At 40.2% G+C, this 22,760-nt stretch carries 20 protein-coding genes; 4 read left to right on the top strand and 16 right to left on the bottom strand.

The window, feature by feature from the left end:
- From E7276_RS09995 to E7276_RS09970, 6 genes are all read right to left on the bottom strand, one after another.
- The gene (locus E7276_RS09995; protein WP_294216998.1) at positions 1 to 819 is read right to left on the bottom strand and encodes an MBL fold metallo-hydrolase; all 819 of its coding nucleotides are present in this window, start codon (positions 817 to 819) and stop codon (positions 1 to 3) included.
- Between the two features lie 904 nt (positions 820 to 1,723).
- A complete protein-coding gene (locus tag E7276_RS09990) occupies positions 1,724 to 3,406 on the bottom strand; it encodes a phospho-sugar mutase (protein WP_294216996.1) in 1,683 nt (560 codons plus the stop codon).
- A 132-nt stretch (positions 3,407 to 3,538) separates the two neighbouring features.
- A complete protein-coding gene (locus E7276_RS09985; protein WP_294216994.1) occupies positions 3,539 to 4,645 on the bottom strand; it encodes a rhamnose ABC transporter substrate-binding protein in 1,107 nt (368 codons plus the stop codon).
- Between the two features lie 70 nt (positions 4,646 to 4,715).
- Positions 4,716 to 5,720, bottom strand: a complete 1,005-nt coding sequence (locus tag E7276_RS09980; protein ID WP_294216992.1) for an ABC transporter permease — start codon at positions 5,718 to 5,720, stop codon at positions 4,716 to 4,718.
- 102 nt (positions 5,721 to 5,822) lie between these two features.
- Entirely contained in the window at positions 5,823 to 6,812 is a 990-nt protein-coding gene (locus E7276_RS09975) for an ABC transporter permease (RefSeq protein ID WP_294216991.1), read from the bottom strand.
- Complete coding sequence (locus E7276_RS09970) at positions 6,812 to 8,329, bottom strand: sugar ABC transporter ATP-binding protein (protein WP_294216989.1); 1,518 nt, start codon at positions 8,327 to 8,329, stop codon at positions 6,812 to 6,814. The genes E7276_RS09975 and E7276_RS09970 overlap by 1 nt, the downstream gene beginning before the upstream one ends.
- Before the next feature lie 104 nt (positions 8,330 to 8,433).
- Here E7276_RS09970 and E7276_RS09965 point away from each other — a divergent pair, with 104 nt between their 5' ends.
- Complete coding sequence (locus E7276_RS09965; protein ID WP_294216987.1) at positions 8,434 to 9,993, top strand: response regulator; 1,560 nt, start codon at positions 8,434 to 8,436, stop codon at positions 9,991 to 9,993.
- Positions 9,990 to 11,780 (top strand): sensor histidine kinase, encoded by a 1,791-nt coding sequence (locus E7276_RS09960; protein WP_294216986.1) that lies wholly within the window; start codon positions 9,990 to 9,992, stop codon positions 11,778 to 11,780. Before E7276_RS09965 ends, E7276_RS09960 begins: the two co-directional genes overlap by 4 nt.
- A 623-nt stretch (positions 11,781 to 12,403) precedes the next feature.
- Here the strand turns inward: E7276_RS09960 and E7276_RS09955 are convergent.
- From E7276_RS09955 to E7276_RS09910, 10 genes are all read right to left on the bottom strand, one after another.
- Entirely contained in the window at positions 12,404 to 13,090 is a 687-nt protein-coding gene (locus E7276_RS09955; RefSeq protein WP_294216983.1) for a 5'-methylthioadenosine/adenosylhomocysteine nucleosidase, read from the bottom strand.
- Positions 13,091 to 13,110: 20 nt separating this feature from the next.
- Positions 13,111 to 13,635 carry an S-ribosylhomocysteine lyase gene (locus tag E7276_RS09950; RefSeq protein ID WP_294216980.1) on the bottom strand — a complete coding sequence of 175 codons (525 nt, stop codon included), beginning with the start codon at positions 13,633 to 13,635 and terminating at the stop codon, positions 13,111 to 13,113.
- A gap of 19 nt (positions 13,636 to 13,654) precedes the next feature.
- Entirely contained in the window at positions 13,655 to 14,206 is a 552-nt protein-coding gene (locus tag E7276_RS09945; RefSeq protein WP_294216979.1) for a DJ-1 family glyoxalase III, read from the bottom strand.
- Positions 14,207 to 14,289: 83 nt separating this feature from the next.
- Positions 14,290 to 16,338 carry a methyl-accepting chemotaxis protein gene (locus E7276_RS09940; RefSeq protein WP_294216976.1) on the bottom strand — a complete coding sequence of 683 codons (2,049 nt, stop codon included), beginning with the start codon at positions 16,336 to 16,338 and terminating at the stop codon, positions 14,290 to 14,292.
- Positions 16,339 to 16,533: 195 nt separating this feature from the next.
- On the bottom strand, positions 16,534 to 16,890 hold the full coding sequence (locus E7276_RS09935) for a hypothetical protein (RefSeq protein ID WP_294216974.1): 357 nt from the start codon (positions 16,888 to 16,890) through the stop codon (positions 16,534 to 16,536).
- Positions 16,891 to 17,057: 167 nt separating this feature from the next.
- On the bottom strand, positions 17,058 to 17,981 hold the full coding sequence (locus tag E7276_RS09930; protein ID WP_294216973.1) for a SufB/SufD family protein: 924 nt from the start codon (positions 17,979 to 17,981) through the stop codon (positions 17,058 to 17,060).
- Positions 17,981 to 18,721 carry an ABC transporter ATP-binding protein gene (locus E7276_RS09925; RefSeq protein WP_294216971.1) on the bottom strand — a complete coding sequence of 247 codons (741 nt, stop codon included), beginning with the start codon at positions 18,719 to 18,721 and terminating at the stop codon, positions 17,981 to 17,983. The genes E7276_RS09930 and E7276_RS09925 overlap by 1 nt, the downstream gene beginning before the upstream one ends.
- 186 nt (positions 18,722 to 18,907) lie before the next feature.
- A complete protein-coding gene (locus E7276_RS09920; RefSeq protein ID WP_294216969.1) occupies positions 18,908 to 19,615 on the bottom strand; it encodes a LiaF transmembrane domain-containing protein in 708 nt (235 codons plus the stop codon).
- On the bottom strand, positions 19,612 to 20,073 hold the full coding sequence (locus E7276_RS09915) for a LytTR family DNA-binding domain-containing protein (RefSeq protein ID WP_294216968.1): 462 nt from the start codon (positions 20,071 to 20,073) through the stop codon (positions 19,612 to 19,614). Before E7276_RS09915 ends, E7276_RS09920 begins: the two co-directional genes overlap by 4 nt.
- 152 nt (positions 20,074 to 20,225) lie before the next feature.
- Positions 20,226 to 20,975, bottom strand: coding sequence for an SGNH/GDSL hydrolase family protein (locus E7276_RS09910; protein WP_294216965.1), 750 nt, complete (start codon positions 20,973 to 20,975; stop codon positions 20,226 to 20,228).
- Between the two features lie 158 nt (positions 20,976 to 21,133).
- On the opposite strand from E7276_RS09910, the gene E7276_RS09905 reads away from it, so the two are divergent.
- Both E7276_RS09905 and nudC read left to right on the top strand, forming a co-directional pair.
- Positions 21,134 to 21,907, top strand: a complete 774-nt coding sequence (locus E7276_RS09905) for a histidinol-phosphatase (RefSeq protein ID WP_294216962.1) — start codon at positions 21,134 to 21,136, stop codon at positions 21,905 to 21,907.
- Positions 21,908 to 21,919: 12 nt separating this feature from the next.
- A complete protein-coding gene (gene nudC / locus E7276_RS09900; RefSeq protein WP_294216960.1) occupies positions 21,920 to 22,750 on the top strand; it encodes an NAD(+) diphosphatase in 831 nt (276 codons plus the stop codon).
- The last annotated feature ends 10 nt before the right edge of the window (positions 22,751 to 22,760 follow it).

Genomic DNA, 22,760 nt, shown 5'->3' with positions numbered 1-22,760 from the left:
CTAAAACTCAATCTCTAGCCCTACATGAAGTTTATGAAGTCTATCTCCTAAATCCTCCTGCAAAATGCCATAAGCTCTACTTTTTGTGCAGTGTCCTGTATATATATACTGGATATCACTATCCTTCAGCTCCTGAGCCACCTTCTTAATTTCCTTCTTCGACTTGTTATACAAATGGAGACCACCTATATAAGCACAAATCTTCTTATCAGGAAATGTACTTTTAACCTCATTAATTATATTAAGGGCGCCACCATGTGAACAGCTATTAAGAATAACAAGTCCCTTCTCAATCTCTAGCACAAGACTCTGCTCATGGGAAAAATCATCAACCTTCCAGCCTTTATCAGTACGACAGTACATACACTCTCTACGCCCAAGACGTGACAGGCCCTTTGTTTTGTGTGGAATCAGATAAGCTCCCTCACAAAGCCTATAATCTCCGGAAACATACTCAATCCTGTCCTTATACTTCTCAAGCACATTCCTTCGTATTCCAATATACTCTTTTACAAAAAACTTCTTATAGTAGCAATTCTCAGCCGCCTTATCTCTCACATAAAACTTAGCCTTCGAATTCTCCTCAAAAAACTTTGGCATACCATTGGCATGGTCATAATGTGCATGGCTGAGCACACCATAATCCACATCCCTAATGTCAAAACCAAGCTTCTCAAAATTCTGGACAAACAGCTCAGACGCCCCTGCATCCAACAGAATCTGCTTACCTCCCAGCTGAATCAGAATCGAAAGTCCCCACTCTCCCTCGATTCCATCAGCCGAAACATTATCCACAATCACCGTCATCCTAGTATCCATATCAAGCCTCTTTTCTCTGCATTACAACTCGCTTTTGTATTATTATGCCCCAATTCAAATAAAAAGTCGAGCATCCCCCAGTACAGTGGCTCCTTCCCATTTCCTATACCTGCCTCCCTGGTCCCACCTTTACTTTTGTTACGGTCCCCTGCCCTTAGCCACAGTCAAACTGTCCCTGCACTCTGGTCCTCTATGAAAACAATTCAGGTCCCTGCCCCCGTGGCTTCTGCCAACAGGTGTAGCTAACACAGTTTCGCGAATATTTTTAGTTTTCCAATATGCAAAAGGGAGCATCACGCATGTGTCTTTCTATGGATGAACTGTTTTGAAAAATGTATTTTTGTTGGGCGGACATTTTAGTAAGTTCTAATTGGTACAACTCAGGTCTCAAGGGGGAATTGGGCTCATAATACATTCACCAAGAAAAATCACAAAGCTGGATTATCATATATTGGCACCGTGCTTTATACGACATCGTGTCGCGTGTCGCACTTGCGTCGCCGTCCTAGCGACGCATGCCAATATATTGATAATCCAGCTTTTATTTTTCTAGGTTCATTCCAAAATCGCCCAATTCCCCCTGAGCCTGAGTTGCACTAAATATAGTTTTTTGTGTCCGCCCATAAAATACCTTTTTCAAAATTGTACAGACATGAGAAAGACACATGCTAATCAAGATGCGAGTCTTTGCATATTAGGAAAACAAAATATTCTTGCGAAGTGTTAGCTACACCTGTTGGCAGAGGCCATGGGGGCAGGGACCTGAACTAATGTGATGGACCTGAGTGCAGGGCCAGTTGATCTGGACTAAGAACAGGGGGCCGTGTGACAAATATTTGTGGGACCAGGAGGCAAGGCAGGGCATAAAAAAGGAGCCACTGTATTGGGTGGCTCCAAAGTGTTTTTATTTGAATAGTGGCTTTAATGCATCGGCGAGCTTGTCCTTCATGGCTTGAGCTTCATCTAAGTCTTTGCCTTTGGTTGTGAAGTATGTCTTAATTTTTGGCTCAGTGCCGGATGGACGAACGACTACGGTGCATCCATTCTCGAGAGCGTAAATAAGTACGTTTGCTGATGGAAGTCCTGTCTCAGCTGTGTTCTTGTAGTCTGTAACCTTTGTTACGGCGATGCCTGCAATGTCAGCTTGTGGATTCTCACGAAGTGAGGTCATGATGCCAGCCATTGTATCCATACCTGAGAGGCCTGGGAACTCGAATGAGTCTACCTTATTGAGGTAACGACCATACTCTGTGTAGATTTCCTCAAGACGCTGCTTGAGCGAGCTTCCGATGCTGCGGTAGTATGCTGCCATCTCGCAGATAAGCATTGAGCCGATAACGGCATCCTTGTCGCGTACATATGGACCTGCAAGGTATCCGTATGATTCTTCGAATCCGAAGATGAATCTGTCTACCTCGCCGTCTGCCTCAAGTCCTGCGATTTGGTCTCCAATCCACTTGAAGCCTGTAAGGACTGAACGAAGTTCTACTCCGTAGTGCTCTGCAACTGCATCAGCAAGTGGTGTAGAAACGATTGACTTAACTGCTACAGGATTCTTTGGCATTGTGCCTTTTTCGATGCGTCCTGCTGCAATGTAGTCAAGAAGAAGTACACCTACTTCATTTCCAGATACAAGCTCGTATGAGCCATCTGGACACTTCATAGCGATGCCAACACGGTCTGCATCAGGATCTGTAGCAAGCATAAGATCTGCGCCCTCTTCCTTAGCAAGATCAAGACCAAGCTTTAAAGCATCAAAATTCTCTGGGTTTGGATAGCTGCATGTTGTGAAGTATCCGTTTGGATATTCCTGCTCTGGTACGATTGTGATGTCTGTGATACCGATATCGTTAAGTACACGTGTAACTGGAACTAGTCCTGAACCATTAAGTGGAGAATAAACAAGCTTGAGACCTGCTGTCTTGCAAAGGCCTGGACGAACCTGTCTGTCTTCGATTGCTGCATAGAATGCATCCTTGCAGTCATCACCAACGAATTTGATAAGACCCTTTTCAACACCCTCTGCAAATGACATAACCTTTGCACCTGTGAGAACATCAGTCTTTTGAATCTCCGCATATACGATAGCAGCTGCATCATCTGTCATCTGGCAGCCATCTGGACCGTATGCTTTATATCCATTGTATTTAGCAGGGTTATGAGAAGCTGTAACCATAATACCTGCATTGCACTTGTAATAACGAGTTGCAAATGAAAGTGCTGGAACTGGCATAAGTGCATCGTAAATACGAACATTGATACCATTTGCAGCAAGAACGCCTGCAGCTGTTTTTGCAAATACGTCGCTCTTGAGACGGCTGTCATAGCTGATAGCAACTGTCTGGTTGCCGCCCTGTGTCTTTACCCAGTTGGCAAGACCCTGTGTAGCCTGGCGTACTACATAAATATTCATTCTGTTAGTACCTGCGCCAAGTACACCACGAAGTCCAGCTGTACCAAATGCAAGTGCAACAGCGAATCTGTCCTTTATCTCTTCCTCATTCCCATTGATTTTGTTAAGCTCTGGCTTAAGATCACAGTCCTCAAGATCTGCTGCGAGCCAACGCTCATATTCGTTCATATACATATTCCTATCTCCTGTTTTTCTTAAACTTAAAACTGTTTTAATTTTAAGTTTTATCCAAATGCATGTCAACCTGTAGGCATTTGAAAAGGCTCAGGGAGCATCCCTGAGCCTTATTGTTTTAAGAACTAGATTTTAGTAAACCTCTTTCCACTCGTCGATGTTGCTTGGATCAAACTTGAATGGAGCACCAAGGATAATCTCTGTACCGCCATCAGCTGCATCAACTACTGTGTAGTCGCCAAGTTCACATGAGAATGTGTCGCCAGCTGCGCCTGTGATGTCACCGTTTACAAGTGCTACAGATGTGTAAGCACCAAGTGCACCAAGGTCGATTGGGTTCCAAAGGAACATGTATGGGCATGAGTAATCATCGCCATCACCAATGTAAGCTGCCATTTCTGAAGGAAGACCAAGACCTGTAAGCTTTACAGAAGAACCCTGATCCTGAAGAACCTTAGCTGCTGCTGCAATACCTACTGTTGTAGGAGAGCAGATAACCTTAAGGTCTGGATACTTCTGAAGAAGAGCCTGTGTCTGATCTGTAGACTTCTGAGACTCGTCATCACCATAAGCAACTTCTACAAGCTCAAGGTCAGCATACTTAGAATCTGACTCCATGTAAGACTTCATAGAATCAATCCAAGCGTTCTGGTTTGTAGCCTGTGATGTAGCTGAAAGGATAGCGAACTGTCCTTCGCCGCCTGAGATATCATAAACTGCATCGATAAGAGCAAGACCGATTTCATCAACACCTGCCTGGTTGCAGTGTACTGCACGGCTGTCCTTATTTACTGAAGAGTCAACAGAGCAAACCTTAATGCCTGCATCCATAGCTTCCTCTAAAACTGCCTGAAGAGCATTCTCATCGTTAGCAGCTACGCAGATAGAATCTACGCCCTGAGAAATAAGTGACTGGATAACTGTAATCTGTGCATCAGCTGTAGCTGACTCAGGATACTGAACAACTGCTGTTCCGCCCATAGCCTCGATTGCTGCTGTAAATCCATCAGCTTCCTTCTCGTTGAATGGGTTACCAGCGCTCTTTGGTACAAGTGCGTATGTACCAGCTGCACCGCCGCCTGTTGTTGTCTCAGCCTCTCCACTATCTGCTGCTGGTGCAGATGTGTCTGCTGCTGCTCCATCATCTGCAGGAGCTGAATCACTTGAAGATCCGCAACCTACAAATAACGATCCTACCATTGCTGCACAAAGCAGCCCGCTCAATAGCTTTTTCTTCATTTCTTTTAACCTCCCAATATATTGTTTTTGGTTTTTATATCAATTCCCCTCTCGGAATGGATACCGGTAATTATTTTGCTGTCTTCTTTTTTGCACTAATCATTCCTGCAATATTAGGAAGAAGTACAGCACAGATTAATAACATACCAAGGATAATCAAAATAACCTGTGAGTTTACGTTTATCTGTCCAAGACCGATTCTCAAGCAGATAATTGTAAATGCGGAAACAAATGCTCCGTAAAGCTTTCCTTTACCACCCATATTTGATACACCGCCAAATACTGCCATGGCAATTGCATCCATTTCGAAGTTTTTACCTGTTGTAGTATTTGCACCGTATGCTGTAGATGTAAGGAAAAGTCCTGAAAGACCTGCAAACAATCCAATTACAACGAATGCAATAAATATTGTCTGCTTAACCTTTATTCCTGAGTAGTAAGCTGTTTTTGCATTACTACCAATTGCATAAAGCTTTCTACCATAGTTCTTTCTGTCAGCTATTACCGTAAATACGATAGCACATATGATTATTAAAAAGAAAGAATATGGGAATATGCCAACCTTTCCGTTTAACATCTTAAATCCAGATGAATCTGTAAGTGAGATAGATCCGCCGCTTCCCAGTGCGATTTCTGCGATTCCTCGAAATACAATCTGTGTTCCAAGAGTAATAATCATTGTTGGTAGCTCTCTAAATTTAACTGTTACAAATCCGTTAAATGCACCACAGACAACTCCAGTAAGAATTGAGATTAATACAACTCCAATAAATGGTACTCCTGCATTTGAAGCCATACATGCCATTGTTGCTGCTAAGCAAACAATAGAGCCAACTGAAATATCAATTTCTCCCAATATTAACAAATATGCCATTGGGAACAGTAGTAACATCTCTGCCAAATACTTTGGACTTTCTCTAAGCAAATTCTCTACGTTATAAACTGGAGAAATGCATACACATAAAATATTGATTGCTATGAATAATAATACTAAAACGCCTTCCCAACTGAGAACCACCTTTTTCCAAGGCTGGTCTATAGTGTTGGCAATGGTTCTTCCTGATTTTCCTGCCACTTTTTCTCCCTCCTTAAATTGAATCGTCACGATTGGCTATGCCAATCCTGACACATCGGTCGGTGCGATGCAAATTATGACTTCGTCATAATCGCACCTTCCTCACATCTCTCTCTTCTCAAGAGCTGCCTTGTCCATCATTCTCTGAGTTACTACGTTGAGGATGATAACAGCTATGATAATTATGCCCTTTACTGTGTTTTGAGCTAAAGCATCAATACCAACTAATGGTAATGCCTTAGAAATAACGGAAAGGATTAAAGCACCAATTAATGCACCAGCAACTGAACCTCTACCACCTGTCATGGATACACCACCGATTACGCAAGCAGCGATAACGTCCATTTCTTTTCCTGTTGCCATGTTTGGCTGCGCTGAAGCATATACACATGTCATTAATGCACCGGTAAGACCTGAAAGACCACCCATAATTGTATATACGCAGGTCTTTACCAACCTAACATTAATACCTGAAATTTCTGCAGCCTCTTCATTAGAACCTACTGCATAAATATTACGTCCGAACTTTGTCCATTTCATTACTATGAAAAAGACCACATAGCAGATGATTGTAATCCACACTGCCGAGTTGATTCCAAGGAAATCCTTTAATGCGAAATCCTTGAAGGTTCCAAGTGCATCTGCACCTGCCCACTCATCATTTGCAACTAAGTAAGCAAAGCCTCGATAAACATACATGGTACCCAAGGTACAAATAATTGGACTAACCTTGCCGTATGCAATTATTAAACCAATTACAAGTCCGCATGCAATACCGATTCCTGATGCAATTAAAAATCCAAGTAATGTTGATGATAAGTGATTGTACTTATACATGATTCCAATTGTCATTCCTGAAAATGCAAGAGTTGAACCAATTGAAATATCAATACCTCCGATTAATAGCACCAGCAACATTCCAAGTGCCATAATCATTGTCGTTGCATTGTTCTTTAAGATTTCTGATATATTAGCCCATTCCAAAAAGGAAGGAGTCTTAATAGTAATCAATGCACACAGAATAACTAAAACTATGAGAAGAGATACCTCTCTGGAAGATGTAATTTTCTTCCATATACTCTTATTCTCCATTATGAAACAACCTCCTCTTTAGATTCCTTGCCTTTTTCCATTGCAAGTTCAAGAATTGCTTCCTGACTTACCTCGCCTCTTGTAAGTTCGCCTGTAATATGTCCGTTGCACATTACAAAAATTCTGTCACACATACCTAAAATCTCAGGCATTTCTGAGGAGATCATAATAATTGCATAGCCCTGCTTTGCAAGCTCACCCATAATTGAGTAAATCTCTGCTTTGGCGCCAACGTCTACACCCTTTGTTGGCTCGTCCATGATAATTACCTTCATGTTGTCCTGTGCAAGGGCCTTTGCAACAACAACCTTTTGCTGATTACCACCTGATAATGAGCTTGCTGGATCAAATATTGAAACAGCCTTTGTATCTACTTCCTCAAGAAGTTTCTTTGATAAATCTCTTTCCTTCTTTTCATCACAGAAGCCCTTCTTTGAGATTCTGTCGAATACTGGAAGTGTTACATTTCTTCCTAGTCCCCAGCTAAGAATCAATCCAGTTTTTTGTCTATCTTCTGGGAGAAGTACAATACCAAGATTCTTTGAATCTGTAGGATTCTTAATATTTACTTCCTTGCCCTGTAAAAACACCTTTCCGGAATTAAGCTTTGTGATACCACAGATTGCTTCAACAACCTCTGTACGTCCTGCACCAACAAGCCCTGTTAGACCAATGATTTCTCCTGCTCGTACGTTGAAGTTAACATCCTTAAAGTAACCTACCCGTGATAGATTCTCAACCCTTAGCATTTCCTCACCAAATTCAACCTCTGGCTTTGGATACATATCGCTAATCTCACGACCAACCATGGCCTTAATCAAATCAGCATTTGTGATTTTATCAACGTCATAGGTTCCTATGTACTGAGAATCTCTAAATACGGTAACTCTTGTTGCTAGTCTATACATATCCTCAAATCTATGTGATATGAAGATAATTGAAACTCCCTTATCTCTCAGCTTCTCTACTATCTCATAAAGCTTCTCGGCTTCATTTGCTGTAAGTGCAGCTGTTGGCTCATCTAAAATGATGATGTTGGCTCCTGTTGAAATAGCCTTTGCAATCTCAACCATCTGCTGCTGTGCTACAGAAAGTGTTCCCATTTCCTCAGTAGATTTGAAATCTGCATCAAGCTCATCTAAGAATTCCTGAGCCTTTTTATTCATTTCCTTCCACTGGATTATGCCATGCTTTTTAATTTCATGGTTCATGAAAATGTTCTCTGTAACTGAAAGGTCAGGATATGATGTTGGATGCTGATATACCGCTGCTATACCTGCTGCCTGTGCATCTCTTGGTCCCTTAAAATCAACCTTTTGACCGTTAAGGAACATCTCACCTTCTTCAGCTTTATGAACACCTGTGATAACTTTGATAAAAGTAGATTTTCCAGCTCCATTCTCGCCCATCAACGCATGTACTTCACCTTTTTTCAGCTGGAACTGTACGTTGTTTAGAGCCTTAACGCCTGGAAATATTTTTGTGATACCTTTTAATTCCAGAATGTACTCAGACACAAGATTTTCCCCCTTTTTTTGTTCTTTATCCTCTGTTATTATGCTATCATTAGTTTTGGGAATTAATTAGAGTAATTTTTTTTGATGTGGGGTAAATTTTTTTTATGAAACTTCTTATCGTTGACGACGAGGAATTGACACGTAATGGCTTGGTAAGCAGCTTCGATTGGGGGTCACTTGGCATTGACCAGGTAGAGCTAGCTGATGATGGAATTAATGGTCTTCAGACAGCAGGTTCATTTAATCCTGATATCGTTTTATGTGATGTTCGCATGCCTAGATTAGATGGCATCGGGATGCTTGAACGAATAAAGGTAATCAATCCAGATATCGTAGCCATATTCATGAGTGGCTATTCTGACAAAGAATATCTTATGAGCGCCATCAAAATGGGCGCCATTAACTATATAGAAAAGCCTATCGATTCTAAAGAATTAGAGTCTGCTATTCACAAGGCAATCGAGCTATGCCTTAGACTTAAAAGGGAGTCTGCTGCCCAGCAGGTTAGCGCCAATCAGGCTGCTGATTCCTTGGCTTATTATCTTACTACTCCTTACAACACCTGTAAGGAATCTATTGAGCAGCTTTCTGATCAATTTTATATTCACTACAATCAGAAAAATAAATTTAAATATCTTTGCACTATTATTGTGAAATTGGCTTCAGCATCAGAGGCCAGCTCTGAGCTGCCATATATTTATCAGCATCTTCGTACAGAGCTTTCTAGCAGCCACATTCACATTATTTATACTGAAAAAAGACTATATCATCTTGTTTATCACATATACAGCGATAGTCCTATTTCTCATAATTCTGTAAAAAATGTTTGCGACTATATAAAAGCCGCTTTCAAAGACATGGGCAGCTACTATATTGCTGTTGGTGGACTTGTTGAGGGAATTGAAAACACCTATCATTCCTACGAGCAAGCCGTTATTCTTTTGCAAAAAAGCTTCTTCTTTGATGAGGGGTCCCTTATGCTTCCTGAAGTTAGCACCAAGAGCCCTGACTACAGTATTGAGACTATCATAAGTGAATTTAGCAGTGCATTAGAAGCTAACGACCAAAAACAGGTAAAAACCCTTTTAGACAGGCTCTATAGCTGTTGCAAAAATTCAACAATTTTAATGCCTAATCAGGTTAAAACATATTATTTCAACCTGTTTTCTACCCTATATCAAATTAGAACTGCAAATCAATTAATAACTGATTTATCTATTGAGAACAATGAAAACATAATGGATATTATGGACAGCTGTTTTTCATATGACAGACTCCATCAGCTGTTAATGGATAAAATAGATGCATTTTTCTCAGATTTAGATTCAACTGTCTCAGAAAACAAGACCATTTATCTTATTAAAAACTACATTGCCAGCAACTACAACAACCCTGCCCTTTCCGTAAAGGATATCAGTGACTATGCCCATCTTTCTGTTTCATACCTATGCACCTTCTTCAAAACAGAAACTGGCACCACTCTCAACCAATACATCACTGAATACAGAATGGACAAAGCCAAGCAATTACTTGTAGACCCAAGAAACAAAATTTCTGAAATATCAAGCAAGGTAGGCTACAACGATGGCAACTATTTTGGTAAATCCTTCAAAAAAATAGTGGGCTTATCCCCTTCCGAATACAGAGAGAAGGTGATGAGATGATTAGAAGCTCCTTTAAAAATCTCAAGATTCAGACAAAATTTACACTATTAATTGCAGGGGCAATTCTTGTTCCATTTTTGGTTCTTTCTATCGTATTTATGAATCGTTTTTACGATATGATTATTTCTGAAACTGTAAAAAATGCTCAGATTGCAGCCAACGTTACCACTCCAAAGGTAACCAATGTGGTAGATGGAATCTCAGAAATCTCTTCTAATATTTCTGCTAATCCTTACTTTGAAAAAATATTCTTTACAAGTACTGGCTGCGATTTTAATCTGATTGCTAATTCCACCGAGGCTGAGGACTTTCATGATTACATCTCAGCCTTAGAGGACGATGGAATTAAGGTCCGCATCTACATGAGTATTCCTGATGATTCTGCCTTCTTTTCAGCCCCAAGCTCTCAGGACATTTTCTATCCTATTTCAAAGGCAAAGGGTACTTACTGGTATGGTATTTTTCAGGGCAAGCATAGCTCAGCCTTATACTGTCCTTCTGCCTACCTCGGTAAATTTGAAAAGGAAAAACTTGGGGACAACGCCTACATAACCTATATGACAACTTATGACGAGGGAGAAATCTATCCTTGCTATATGGCTCTCTATTATTCCTCAGATATTTACACAAACATTCTCAAGGACAATATGACCTTTGACAACGGTGTTTCCTACATCATCAATGACCGTGAGGAAATCGTTGCCTCAACTGATTTGGCGCTTTCAGCAACCTATCGTTTAACATACTCAAACATTAGCGAATCCCTTATGTCTTCAAACAACTTTATTCCAAAGGATGTTTTAGGGGCAAAGGTTTACGTTGCCTTAAATTATGTTAAGACCCCTGGTTGGTTTATTGTTACTGTTATTCCAGAAAAGCCGCTTATCAAACAGGGCAATCTTGTAGTGCGCAGATTTATAATCCTTGTTATGTCCATTATCATAATCGCAATAATTTTAGGTATCCTTATGTCCCGTTCTATCACCGGACGTATTTCCAAGGTGGTTCACCAAATGAGTGCTGCCAAAAACGGTCCACCTATTCCTATTCCTGAGCCGGACTCAACAGACGAGGTTGGTGAGCTTATCACCACCTACAACTATATGGCAAAGGAAATGCAGGAGCTGATTCTCCAGGAGCAACGCACCGCAGAAAACCTTCGCATCGCCGAGTTCAATGCGCTACAAGCCCAGATTAATCCTCATTTTCTATATAACACCATGGACATGATTAACTGGATGGCTAAGGAAGGCCGCACCGATGAAGTCAGCGAAGTAGTCCAGCGACTTTCTCGTTTTTACAAGCTGACCCTTAGCCGAAAGAATACCATCAATTCAATCGCTGACGAGCTAGAGCATGTCCAAATCTACGTAGACCTTATGAACATGCGCCATGGAAATGCAATAGACTTAGTCATAGATATGCCAGACGAGCTTACCAACTTCACAATCCCTAAGCTCACCCTACAGCCAATCGTAGAAAATGCCATCCTACACGGCATTCTTGAGAAAGCAAACAAATCTGGCACCATCATCATAACCGGATGGGAAGAAAATGACGACATCCTAATCATCGTCTCAGACGACGGCGTCGGCATCCCAGCCGACAAAATCAAAGCCGTACTCTCCGAAAAGCCAATCGGCCCCACAAAAGGAAGCAACGTAGCCATCTCCAACATACACCACCGGCTCCAGCTCCTATGCGGCCCAGGCTATGGACTCACCTACTCAAGCACAGAAGGCAGCGGCACCGAGGTAACCATCCGCATCCCACAGCTTATAGGCTAAGGCCCACCACCCACTGCCTATCCTGGCTGCCAGGCCCATGCCCACCGGTCCCGCCCACCCTGGGTGCTGTGTGCAATTTTGCGAATATTATAGTTTTCCAATATGCAAAAAGGGAGCATCTCGCATGTGTCTTTCTATGGATGAACTATTTTGAAAACTGTATTTTTGTTGGGCGGACATATTAGTAAATTCTAATTGGTACAACTCAGGTCTCAAGGAGGAATTGGGCTCATAATACGTTCACCAAGAAAAATTAAAAAGCTGGATTATCATATATTGGCACCGTGCTTTATACGACATCGTGTCGCGTGTCGCACTTGCGCCGCCGTCCTAGCGGCGCATGCCAATATATTGATAATCCAGCTTTTATTTTTCTAGGTTCACTCCAAAATCGCCCAATTCCCCCTGAGCCTGAGTTGTACTAATTTTAGGTTTTGTGTCCGCCCATAAAATACTTTTTTCAAAATTGTCCAGACATGAGAAAGACACATGCTAATAAAGGATGCGAGTCTTTGCATATATGGAAAACATAATATTCTTGCAAAGCACACAGCACCCAGGGTGGGCGGGACCAGTGGGCATGGGCCTGGCGGCCAACACTTACAAGGGTGGTGGGCCTTAGCCTACTTAAGCTTTGCGATGAGGTCAAGGACGATGGCGATGGATTGCTGCGCTGCCTTGCCTGCAAAGGTATTGTAGTCCATAGCACTGCCGTCCGCATCAGAGATGGAGCGGATGAGTGTGAATGGTACGTTGTTGATGTAGCATACGTGGGCGATGCTGCCGCCTTCCATGTCGGCTGCGATTGCGTCGAATTTTTTATGGATGGTTGTACGCTGTCTGTCTGTGTCTACGAAAAGGTCGCCTGATGCGATGACACCTGTTTCGTATGGTATGTTTCTAGCCTCTAGGACTTCTGTGACTAGTTTGCTGAGTTCCTTGTCGGCTTCGAAATTGACTACGTTGATGCCTGAGATGAGACCTGCTGGGTCGCCGAGGGCTGTAGTGTTCATGTCGTGCTGAACTGCTGACTCTGCTACTGCTACGTCGAGGACCTTGAGGTCACGTACAAGTGAGCCGGCAACTCCAATGTTGATTACGTGGTCTACTCCAAAGTGTAGAACCATGATTTCTGTGCATACTGCAGCAAATACTTTGCCGATGCCACTGACTGCTGCCACTACTTCTATATCATCAATTGTTCCTGTTATGAATTCTACTCCGCTAATTGTCTCGGTTTTCGCCCCTTTGATTGAAGGTTTGAGATTTTCGATTTCAATCTGCATCGCGCCTATAATACCTAATTTCATTTGGTGCCTCCTATTATCTTTTAGGAATCAAAGAACTGACGTCCATCATCAGTTACAAGTCTCTCAGACTTTGGATACTCGAAGATTTCTGGTTTGCCGGCATTTGCTGTAAGATACTCTGCAAACTCTGCTGCATACCACTTAGCCATGCCGAGGTTGTGCATAAGGTAATGTCCACAATTCTCTGGAGTAGTTCCTGGCACTTCGTCCCATGACTCTACTGATTTAAATGCTGCAAGAAGTAAATCATAGATTTCCTCTGGCTTTTTATTTCCCTTAAGAATGAGGTAGAAGCCTGTAAGGCATCCCATTGGTCCCCAGTAAATCACCTGGTCTTTCCAATTTGGTTCATTTCTAAGGTATGTTGCAATGATGTGCTCTAAAGAATGCATAGCAGCAACATCAACAACTGGTTCTCTATTTGGACGCTTTACACGTACATCGTATGTTGTAACGATGCTGCCTCCAACTTCATCTTGTCTGCTTACAAAAATTCCTGGAACGATTTTTGTGTGGTCAACAGAAAAACTTGGTATTAAATCCATATCTATATCTCCTTATTTATTATTGCTTATATACAATTCCTGCGGCGAGCTTGTTTGCTGCTTCATCGCCTTGGAATGTTTTAACTATTTCAAGGGCAAACGGAATTGCTGTACCCATACCACGGCTAGTAATAATGTGGCCGTCGTGGCAAACAGCGTCTGTTGATACATTGGCTCCTAGCAAATCCTTTTCCATTCCTGGATAGCATGTTGCCTTTTTGCCTTCAAGTATTCCTGCTTTACCAAAAACAGTAGGTGCAGCGCATATTGCAGCTAGCCCCTTCTTTGATGTATTGAACCCGTGAATCTGGTCCATAAGAGGCTCACAAAGCTCAAGATTAAGTGTACCTGGCATTCCACCTGGAAGCACAAGCATGTCTGCACCTTCAAAATCAGCATTTTCAAGATACTTGTCACATACAGTAGTAATGCCGTGTGAGCCTGGAACCTTTTTATTACCAGTAATTGAAATCATCTCAATTTCGATTCCAGCTCTTCTAAGTAAATCTACAACTGTAAGGGCCTCGATTTCCTCATGTCCCTCTGCCATAAATATTAATACTTTGCTCATAGTTACCTCCCATCTAATCAATGAATCACTCATTACATTATAAGCTTGAAGCAACTATTATACAAAGTTTTTCTAAAGAAACACTAATCAACATTAAACTGATTTATGGCTGCTCTCAGGTCATCTGCATTGTCTCTATTATTCTTTGCTAACAATTCAATATTATCCGAAATATCGTTTGTCTCAGAATTCATGCCAAGGATACTTGAAACGCCATCAGTATTTTCAAGAGAAGCATCATTTACAGAAGAAATCTGATTTGCAATTTCATCTACTGATTTCGATAGGTTATCCATTACGGTACCGATATCAGCAACTGCTTGCTTGATTTCAGTGATGCCTTCATCATAGTGCTGACTTTGAGCAGAGAATACTTCAAAGCTGGCGATTACATCATTCTTGATAAAGTCAATTAGTTTAGTAACCTGATCACGTACATCGGCAACAGATTTGTTGCTTGCTGCTACAATCTCAGTAATGTTCATTGCAGTTTCCTTTGATTGGTCAGCTAATTGTCCAATTTCTCCTGCAACTACAGCAAAGCCTCGTCCTGCTTCACCAGCACGAGCGGCCTCAATAGAAGCATTTAAAGAAAGCAGGTTTGTCTGAGATGTAATAGACATAATGTCCTCAGCCAAAGCGTTAATTTGCTCAACGGCATTTAAGCTTTCAAGGGCTTCCTGCATATTCGCCATTGTCTCCTGCAATGTAGCCATGTTGCTTTCTATTTCTGTATTAATCTTTCCATTAATTTCCTCTGCAGATTGGATTAATTTCTCCGAATCCTCCTGTCCAACCTGAACCTTTTCTGAAACCTCATCCACCAAGGACACGATGTTCTCTATTTCCGCATGAATTGTCTCGATGGCTTCATTTGTCTCATTTATCTTTAATGATAAGCCATCAGCAATATCCTTATTTTCACTGGTAATTGCTGTAAGCTGTTTAGATGCCTTGTCCAGATTTCCTGAATTTTCATCAAGCATATTACTGTATTCTTTGAATACACCCATTGCGCCCTTTAGGTTATAAATTACGCTCCTTGTATCCTTTGCCAATTTTCCTATTTCATCAGCACGTTTTTCAAATGAATCAATAGTTTTATTCTCTGACAAATCAAGGGCTGCAACCCTTGTAAGAGCTTCCTGAATCTTGGTAATTGGTCTGATTAGATATCCAATAATAAAGGCTAATACAATTGCAATAACCACAATTACCACTGCACCTATTTCCAAGAACTGAAAAGATGCATGCTGCGCCTGGTCATATAATTGCTCTATGTCTGCACCTACAAATAAGAGCCAATCTCTCTCTGGCAGATACATATAATATCCATACATTTCTTTACCTGAGCCAGATTGTTTATAGCTTATATTTCCAGATTCCTTTCCCTCTGATGTTATTTGGTTCATGGCAGACAAAACTGCTTCATTCTCTGGGCTTTGTGCTATCTCATCCTGATTTGTTGAGAAATATACTGTAGGGTTTTTAAGACCTGTCAAAATAATATCTTGATTAGATGTTACATTAATTCCTTCCGTCAAAAGTTTGTAAAACTCTGTTATATCTATTTCCTCAGCGCAGTATCCTGATGGTGTTCCGTTTGATTTATATACGCTTTTTGAGAATACTAAACTTACCTCATTAGTAGCCGGTGACACTGCTGTAACACTGCTATATACAGGCGTTGCCGTATCATTGTAGTATAGCGTCCGAATCTTTTTTTCTATTTCCTCACTATTTCTGTAACCTATCATCTCTGGCAGATTATGAGTAATTACTACTCCTTCATATCCTGCAAAAAGCAAGCTTTTACAATTAGGTATAGCATTCATGTACTTTTCTGTATGAACCTGAGCCATGCCTACTGTATCTGGATTGGTGGAATCCTCTACTAAATCAACCATCTCCTTAGCTTCCATAAATCCGTCCAAATATACATACTCCTTTTCCATATATAAATCTAAACGGACTGTAATTTGATTTACTAAAGATTCCAGCTCTTCCTTGGCTTCATTCTCCATAATCTTTTGCATATTATAGGATGACAATAAACTAAGAATGAGAATACCAATTGTTGTAGCCAAAACAATAAATAAAGTAATTCTGATAGATAACTTTTTTATTCTCATAAAAACCTCCGCCAACAGTGTGGCATTTCCTTAAAAAGCCTAACGAATACATAGCTAAATCGCCTACTTAAACAGAATAAATATATCAAATCATTTAGTACAAATTGTTTAATATGTGTGTATTTTCTCTAAACAATAATTATTCCATCAAAAAAGGACCGCTCATGCGGTCCTAAAAATCAATATTTCATTTGATTAAGCAAATGCATCAAATCTGCTTCCTGCCATGCCATATGAATTTCCAATACCAGAACTTGCATAGCCTGTAAAGGTTGTAGCATAGTTTTGAGCGATTTCGTTAAATGCACTGGCTGCTCTCTTTTTCTCCTCAAGCATCTTTGTAGGATCAATAAGAGTAGACTCCTTTGCTTCTTCAACCCTAGCATTAGGATACTGGACTGGCTTGGCGCCTGTAACAGACGAACCGCTCTTTACTGACTCATTATTGTAGACAGCGGAAAAATCAGACTCATTGTCCACAGCATAATTCATAGGCTGAATACTTGCTGTTGGTGTGTATGAACTTAAACCACTAATAGGTGCTATTGCCATATCATTACCTCCAACGGGTGCGTAAGACCATAATAGCACTCACCAAAGTGGCTAAACCAAAATACACAAATTTTAAAAAATATTTTCTCAGATTATTCACTAAGAAACAAATAATAAAATATGTCTAGGTAAAACCGTGTAACACTCTATCTATCAGCCTTAGAAAATTATCTAAGGAATCCAGCTACAATTTGCTCCTCTGCCTCTTCTTCTGTAAGACCTAGTGACATAAGCTTAATGAGCTGGTCTCCAGCGATTTTACCAATAGCTGCCTCATGGATAAGAGCTGCATCAACATTCTTAGCGTCAAGCTTTGGAATAGCAACTACATGGGCATTTCCCATGATAATGGCATCACATGCTGCATGACCATTACATGCTGTATTTCCTTCGATGGCAACCTCAAAAATCTGCTCTGAATCATCCTTAGCTACCGAACGAGATACAACGTCTGCACTAGAGCCCTCTCCATCAAGAATAACCTTGTAATCCGAAGTTGCCTTCTGATCACCATGAGTCATAAGAGCCTCATGAATAAGAAGTGTAGCGCCTTCCTTTAATTCAGCAAGATTTGTACGAACTGTAGAGTCAACTCCCTTGATCTGAACCATTTCCATCTCAACGTAGCTGCCCTCTTCCTGGTAAACATTAGTAACTGGATTAAGGATTCGAGCCCCCTTTCCATCACCTTCACCATAGTGCTTTTCTACGTATTTGATTCTGGCATTTTTGCCAACATGGAATGTGTGGATACCATCATGCTGAGAATCCTGATCTCCACAGTTGTGAATACCACAACCAGCAACGATAGTTACATCAGCATTCTCACCAATATAGAAATCATTGTATACCATATCCTTAAGTCCACTTTCTGAGAGAACTACTGGGATATGAACACTCTCGCCCTTTGTACCGGGCTTAACAATAATATCGATACCTGGTTTGTCCTCTTTTGAAACAATATCGATATTTGCTGTAGTATTACGTCCTGCGCTTGCACCATTTGCGCGGATGTTATATGCACCCTGAGGAATGCTATCTAAATCAGCAACCTCATGTAAAATATTCATCTGAATTGCATCAAGAGCCATTACTGGTCACCTCCTAACTTCTCACAAGCAATGCTTGCTGCTGCAGATGTTCCAAGAAGCTCAGGAAGGATTTCATCCTTTGGTCCCTTCTTCTTAACCTTACCATTTTCGATTACAACGATTTCATCGGCAATGTTAAGAATACGCTCCTGGTGAGAGATGACAATAATAGTGCCATTAACAGTCTTTCTCATATTTTCAAAAACCTTGATAAGGTTCTGGAAACTCCAAAGATCGATACCTGCCTCTGGCTCATCGAAAATCGAAAGCTTTGTTCCTCTAGCAAGAACTGTAGCTATCTCGATTCTCTTAAGCTCACCACCTGAAAGTGAGCTGTTAACCTCACGCTCAACATAATCCTTAGCGCAAAGTCCTACCTTTGAAAGATACTCGCATGCAGCTGCTACTGAAATGTTCTCGCCTGCTGCAAGTCTAAGTAAATCAATAACTCTGATTCCCTTAAAGTGAACTGGTGCCTGGAATGCGAAGCTAATACCCATTTTTGCACGCTCAGTGATATTTTTCTCTGAGATATCCACACCATCAAGGATAATCTGACCAGATGTTAACTGATTTACACCCATGATAAGTTTGGCAAGTGTAGACTTGCCGCCACCGTTTGGTCCTGTGATGACAACGAATTTGCCATCCTCTACTGTAAGGTTAAGTCCGTCGATGATTTCTTTTGTAGAATCACCTTCATCATCAACCCTGTAAGTAAGGTTTTTGATTTCAAGCATAACTATAACTCCTCTAACTAAAAATAACATGTAGGATAACCGTGCCAGCGGTATTTACCCTACAAACAATAGGTCTATTATTAACGCCATACTATAATACCACGAAACTACAAAATTTCATGTATATTTTTGCAAAAAAATAGGCTACTGAGAATACTTCTCAGTAGCCAGTCAAAAACGGCTTTATTATTCAAAATAAATGTCCACATCTCCTAGTCCGTTGTCCAATTTTACGGTTACAAGTGGAAGTGTTTCATCATGTGAACAATCCCCATGAATGTTTACCTTACCAAGCCCATTTTCTGTAACAAATGTTACTCTAAATTCCTTTGGAATAAATGCAACTAGCTTTCCAAGACCATTATCCATGTCGATAAATGCGCCTGCTGGGTCAATTGTAGAGCCATTCATATAAACTGTCATTTTGCCAAGAGCATTATCGATTTTTCCGCGGCGAATGTTCTTCACCTGAATATATTCTGTCTTTGCTCCAAGGTTGTTGTCCACATCAAACTCTCCCTCCCCCTGGGAAAATGAAGATACGTTTCGATCACTGAAATCCTTATGACTAAAGTTTGAAAAGTGACTTTTGCCAAAAATTAAGGATAAGCCTACACCAATAAGAATTGCTACCAACATAATTATTGGAACAGATACATTTCCAATTCCTATTTCTTTAGAGAATAAACATGCAGCAACACCTAAATTAAATGACATTCCAAGAAAGTCTGCTTTTCTGAGGCAGCCTAAAAATACAATACCAACAATAATTAAAACTGCGATTTTCATTAATGGTAGCTCTGGCCACATTCCCATATTATCTAAAAGGATAAACACACCAAATGCTATAACTGCTAAACCCCATAAAATACTTTTATCTCTTCTTTCTTTCATCTTTTTAACCTCTTTTCTTCCATAATTTCTAATAATGCTTTTATATAATTTCTTGATGCGTATGCTTTCTTAACACTATTTTTGAAAGCAACCTCACTTGCTCCTGTGATATTCTTCTTGATTGAAGATATCATCGTGGTATTAACTATTGTCGATTTCGAAACCCTAAGAAAATCTCTTGGAAGCATTTCTTCCAGCTCATATAATTTTTGCCTAGTCCTATAGATTTCCTTCCCCGTATGAATTGATATGTAATTACCATCAGCTTCCATGAAAATAATGCTTTTCAGATCCAGATAGTATTCTGTATCATCCATAAATGCTGATATTTTTTGACCACCACTTGCTTGATTGGATAACAGCCGCTGCAGCTCTAATATCTCATCTGTTATCTCTTTACAGTGAATGGTTATCATATCTTGTTCTAGTGAAGGATCTACGTCAATGTTTATTCTCATAACTATCGGCGCCTCCTTATAATTTTATTTTACATAACATGATTTTAAACTCAACATTTTGGGACAAGAGGTAATTATTTCTATGTGAAAGGTAAATAATGGGCAATAAAAAAGGCCTGAGACCAATGTCTCAAGCCTTAATACACTAACCTTTAAATGGCATAATTGTATTCCTTGGCAACCTTGTCCTGAATAATCTCCTGTTGAACCAAAGCATAAATTGTCCTGTAGCTACTGTTGCTGTAGTGGATACCATCTCTAGATGAAAGCTGTCCTAACACCTGCGAATAGGTATCAATATAAGTAATGTCCTCACTAAGTCCCTGAATCATGGCTGTGTTCCAAGCCTCAATGATTGAATTACTAATACCTGGATATGATGATGTTTCAAATACCATAGGATTAACGGATACATAGTAAACGTTTGCACCTAAGGACTTCCATGTGGCAGCCTTTTCGTTCAAATAGGAAATATATTTACTTGTATAGGATGTTGATCTTACATCATTAACACCCATTAGAATTACCACATCCGAATTGGCATTAATATTTGACTCAACTGCTGGAACACCAGTATTTTTCATCCATGAATATCCCATGCCAACCTTTGCAGACCAAAGGTTACCGTCATTACCAACTGCATTGTTCATTCCTACTGTTCTGGAATCTCCGATGAAAACCAGCTGTCTTGTAGCCTGCTCATTTGTTACAGCTGTAACTGCAGCCTGCAATTCTTCCTCAGTTGGCACTACCGCCTGAGCTTCAGCACTTACTTCTGCAACAGTGTCCACATTTGTTTCTACATTATAAGTAGCTTCTTCTGCATTAGTTACTTTGCAAGGAACAAGCATTGCAACTAGCAAAACATAGACACCAGCACTTCTTAATACTCTCTTATACATATTTCTAAATAAACCTCTTCTCTAAGCCAAAAACTTTTAGCATTCTAGAACATTTTTGTGTCTAAAATGTGTTCCATTAACTATTCGTACTATTTTACTTATTTCCATGCAAAATGCAAATTTTTGTGATATACTCCCTACGATTAGAGGTATTAAATATGTTAGCAAATTATCATACACACACAGCCCGTTGCAATCATGCATTTGGAACGGAGCGTGAATATATTGAAAATGCCATTCAAAATGGTTTTAAGATTCTCGGATTTTCCGATCATGTTCCCCAGCCTTATCCAGCTGATTATGAGTCTCATATTCGTATGAGAATGGAAGAGGCTGAGTCCTATACTGACACTCTTGTTAAGCTTCGTGACGAATACAAATCTGACATCCAGATTTTGATCGGCTACGAGGTAGAATACACTCGTAAATTCTTTGATAAAATGCTAGAGCACATCCGTCAATATCCACTTGATTATATTATTCAAGGTCAGCATTTTATCCCAAACGAAATTGATGGATTCTACGCTGGTGCTATGACTACTCAGGAGTCGTCCCTTGCTGAATATGTAGAATTTACAGTCGAAGGAATGAAGACCGGCAAGTTTAGCTATTTGGCCCACCCTGATTTAATTAATTATGTTGGACCAGATGAAGTGTTCCAAAAGCACATGAAAGAGATTATACAGACATCTATAGATTTAGATATTCCTCTTGAGGTAAACATGTTAGGCTTCATGACTGACAGAAATTACCCTAGTGACAGATTCTATTCACTGGCAGCATCAATGGGAGCCAAATTTGTAATTGGTTGCGATGCTCACAATCCTGTGCATGTTATGCAACCTAACAGTGTTTCTGGATTTATAGACTTTTTAAACAAAAACAAGATAAAACCTATCCAAGATAATATTATTGAACTTAAACCAGTTTAATAGAGGAATGTTATGATTCAAGATATTTTTCCTAAGAAGCTTTCAAATAGCTACAAGCCTGAGGCAGTTGCATCAGAGAATAGTTTAATCATCGTACATGAGCAGGGTCAGCTCCTGTTGGATTTAAATGAGGATACAAAGAATCTTGCATATCCAATGCTAAAGGATTTTAAAGAAACCTCTACTCCTATTTACATGTTTTCAATAGATGATGAAGATTTCTTTTATGTAACCGACTACCAGCTCAAGGAAGACCGCTTTCAGCTCTATAATATGAAGCAGTTAAGAAGTTGGTATCTTTCACCTCAACACTATGTATTTGCTGCTTTTACTGCTTTGCAGTTGGCCGAATGGTATGAAACTACAAAGTATTGTGGAAAGTGCGGTCATGAAAATATCCACTCTAACAAGGAAAGAGCAATGGTTTGTCCACATTGTGGCAACATTATCTACCCACGAATTAACCCTGCTGTAATTGTTGGAGTTATTAATGGGGATAAAATCCTATTAACCAAATATAGAACTGGATTTGCTCATTATGCTTTGATTGCTGGCTTTACTGAAATAGGCGAAACCATGGAAGAAACAGTTCAGCGTGAAGTAATGGAGGAAGCCGGCATAAAGGTTAAAAATATTCGTTACTATAAATCCCAACCTTGGGGAATTGCCAGCGATATTCTTTTAGGATATTACTGCGAAGTAGATGGTGACGACACCATTAAAATGGATTCTTCGGAATTAAAATTTGCCGAATGGGTAAATAGAGAAGATGTGGTATTACAACCGCTAGAATATAGTCTTACAAATGAAATGATGACAAACTTTAAGGAAGGCCGCATATAGGCCTTCCTTA

The sequence above is a fragment of the Pseudobutyrivibrio sp. genome, from assembly GCF_015057185.1.
GTDB lineage: Bacteria > Bacillota > Clostridia > Lachnospirales > Lachnospiraceae > Pseudobutyrivibrio.
This window is presented reverse-complemented; position numbering and strand designations above follow the sequence as displayed.

Excerpts from the sequence above, each read along its gene's own strand:
- E7276_RS09935 (WP_294216974.1), bottom strand. The coding sequence starts at position 16,890 with ATGGCAATAGCACCTATTAGTGGTTTAAGTTCATACACACCAACAGCA.
- E7276_RS09960 (WP_294216986.1), top strand. The coding sequence starts at position 9,990 with ATGATTAGAAGCTCCTTTAAAAATCTCAAGATTCAGACAAAATTTACA.
- E7276_RS09975 (WP_294216991.1), bottom strand. The coding sequence starts at position 6,812 with ATGGAGAATAAGAGTATATGGAAGAAAATTACATCTTCCAGAGAGGTA.
- E7276_RS09920 (WP_294216969.1), bottom strand. The coding sequence starts at position 19,615 with ATGAAAGAAAGAAGAGATAAAAGTATTTTATGGGGTTTAGCAGTTATA.
- E7276_RS09995 (WP_294216998.1), bottom strand. The coding sequence starts at position 819 with ATGGATACTAGGATGACGGTGATTGTGGATAATGTTTCGGCTGATGGA.
- E7276_RS09910 (WP_294216965.1), bottom strand. The coding sequence starts at position 20,975 with ATGTATAAGAGAGTATTAAGAAGTGCTGGTGTCTATGTTTTGCTAGTT.
- E7276_RS09930 (WP_294216973.1), bottom strand. The coding sequence starts at position 17,981 with ATGGCTCTTGATGCAATTCAGATGAATATTTTACATGAGGTTGCTGAT.
- E7276_RS09940 (WP_294216976.1), bottom strand. The coding sequence starts at position 16,338 with ATGAGAATAAAAAAGTTATCTATCAGAATTACTTTATTTATTGTTTTG.
- E7276_RS09905 (WP_294216962.1), top strand. The coding sequence starts at position 21,134 with ATGTTAGCAAATTATCATACACACACAGCCCGTTGCAATCATGCATTT.
- E7276_RS09955 (WP_294216983.1), bottom strand. The coding sequence starts at position 13,090 with ATGAAATTAGGTATTATAGGCGCGATGCAGATTGAAATCGAAAATCTC.
- E7276_RS09950 (WP_294216980.1), bottom strand. The coding sequence starts at position 13,635 with ATGGATTTAATACCAAGTTTTTCTGTTGACCACACAAAAATCGTTCCA.
- E7276_RS09990 (WP_294216996.1), bottom strand. The coding sequence starts at position 3,406 with ATGTATATGAACGAATATGAGCGTTGGCTCGCAGCAGATCTTGAGGAC.
- E7276_RS09965 (WP_294216987.1), top strand. The coding sequence starts at position 8,434 with ATGAAACTTCTTATCGTTGACGACGAGGAATTGACACGTAATGGCTTG.
- E7276_RS09915 (WP_294216968.1), bottom strand. The coding sequence starts at position 20,073 with ATGAGAATAAACATTGACGTAGATCCTTCACTAGAACAAGATATGATA.
- E7276_RS09925 (WP_294216971.1), bottom strand. The coding sequence starts at position 18,721 with ATGCTTGAAATCAAAAACCTTACTTACAGGGTTGATGATGAAGGTGAT.
- E7276_RS09945 (WP_294216979.1), bottom strand. The coding sequence starts at position 14,206 with ATGAGCAAAGTATTAATATTTATGGCAGAGGGACATGAGGAAATCGAG.
- E7276_RS09985 (WP_294216994.1), bottom strand. The coding sequence starts at position 4,645 with ATGAAGAAAAAGCTATTGAGCGGGCTGCTTTGTGCAGCAATGGTAGGA.
- nudC (WP_294216960.1), top strand. The coding sequence starts at position 21,920 with ATGATTCAAGATATTTTTCCTAAGAAGCTTTCAAATAGCTACAAGCCT.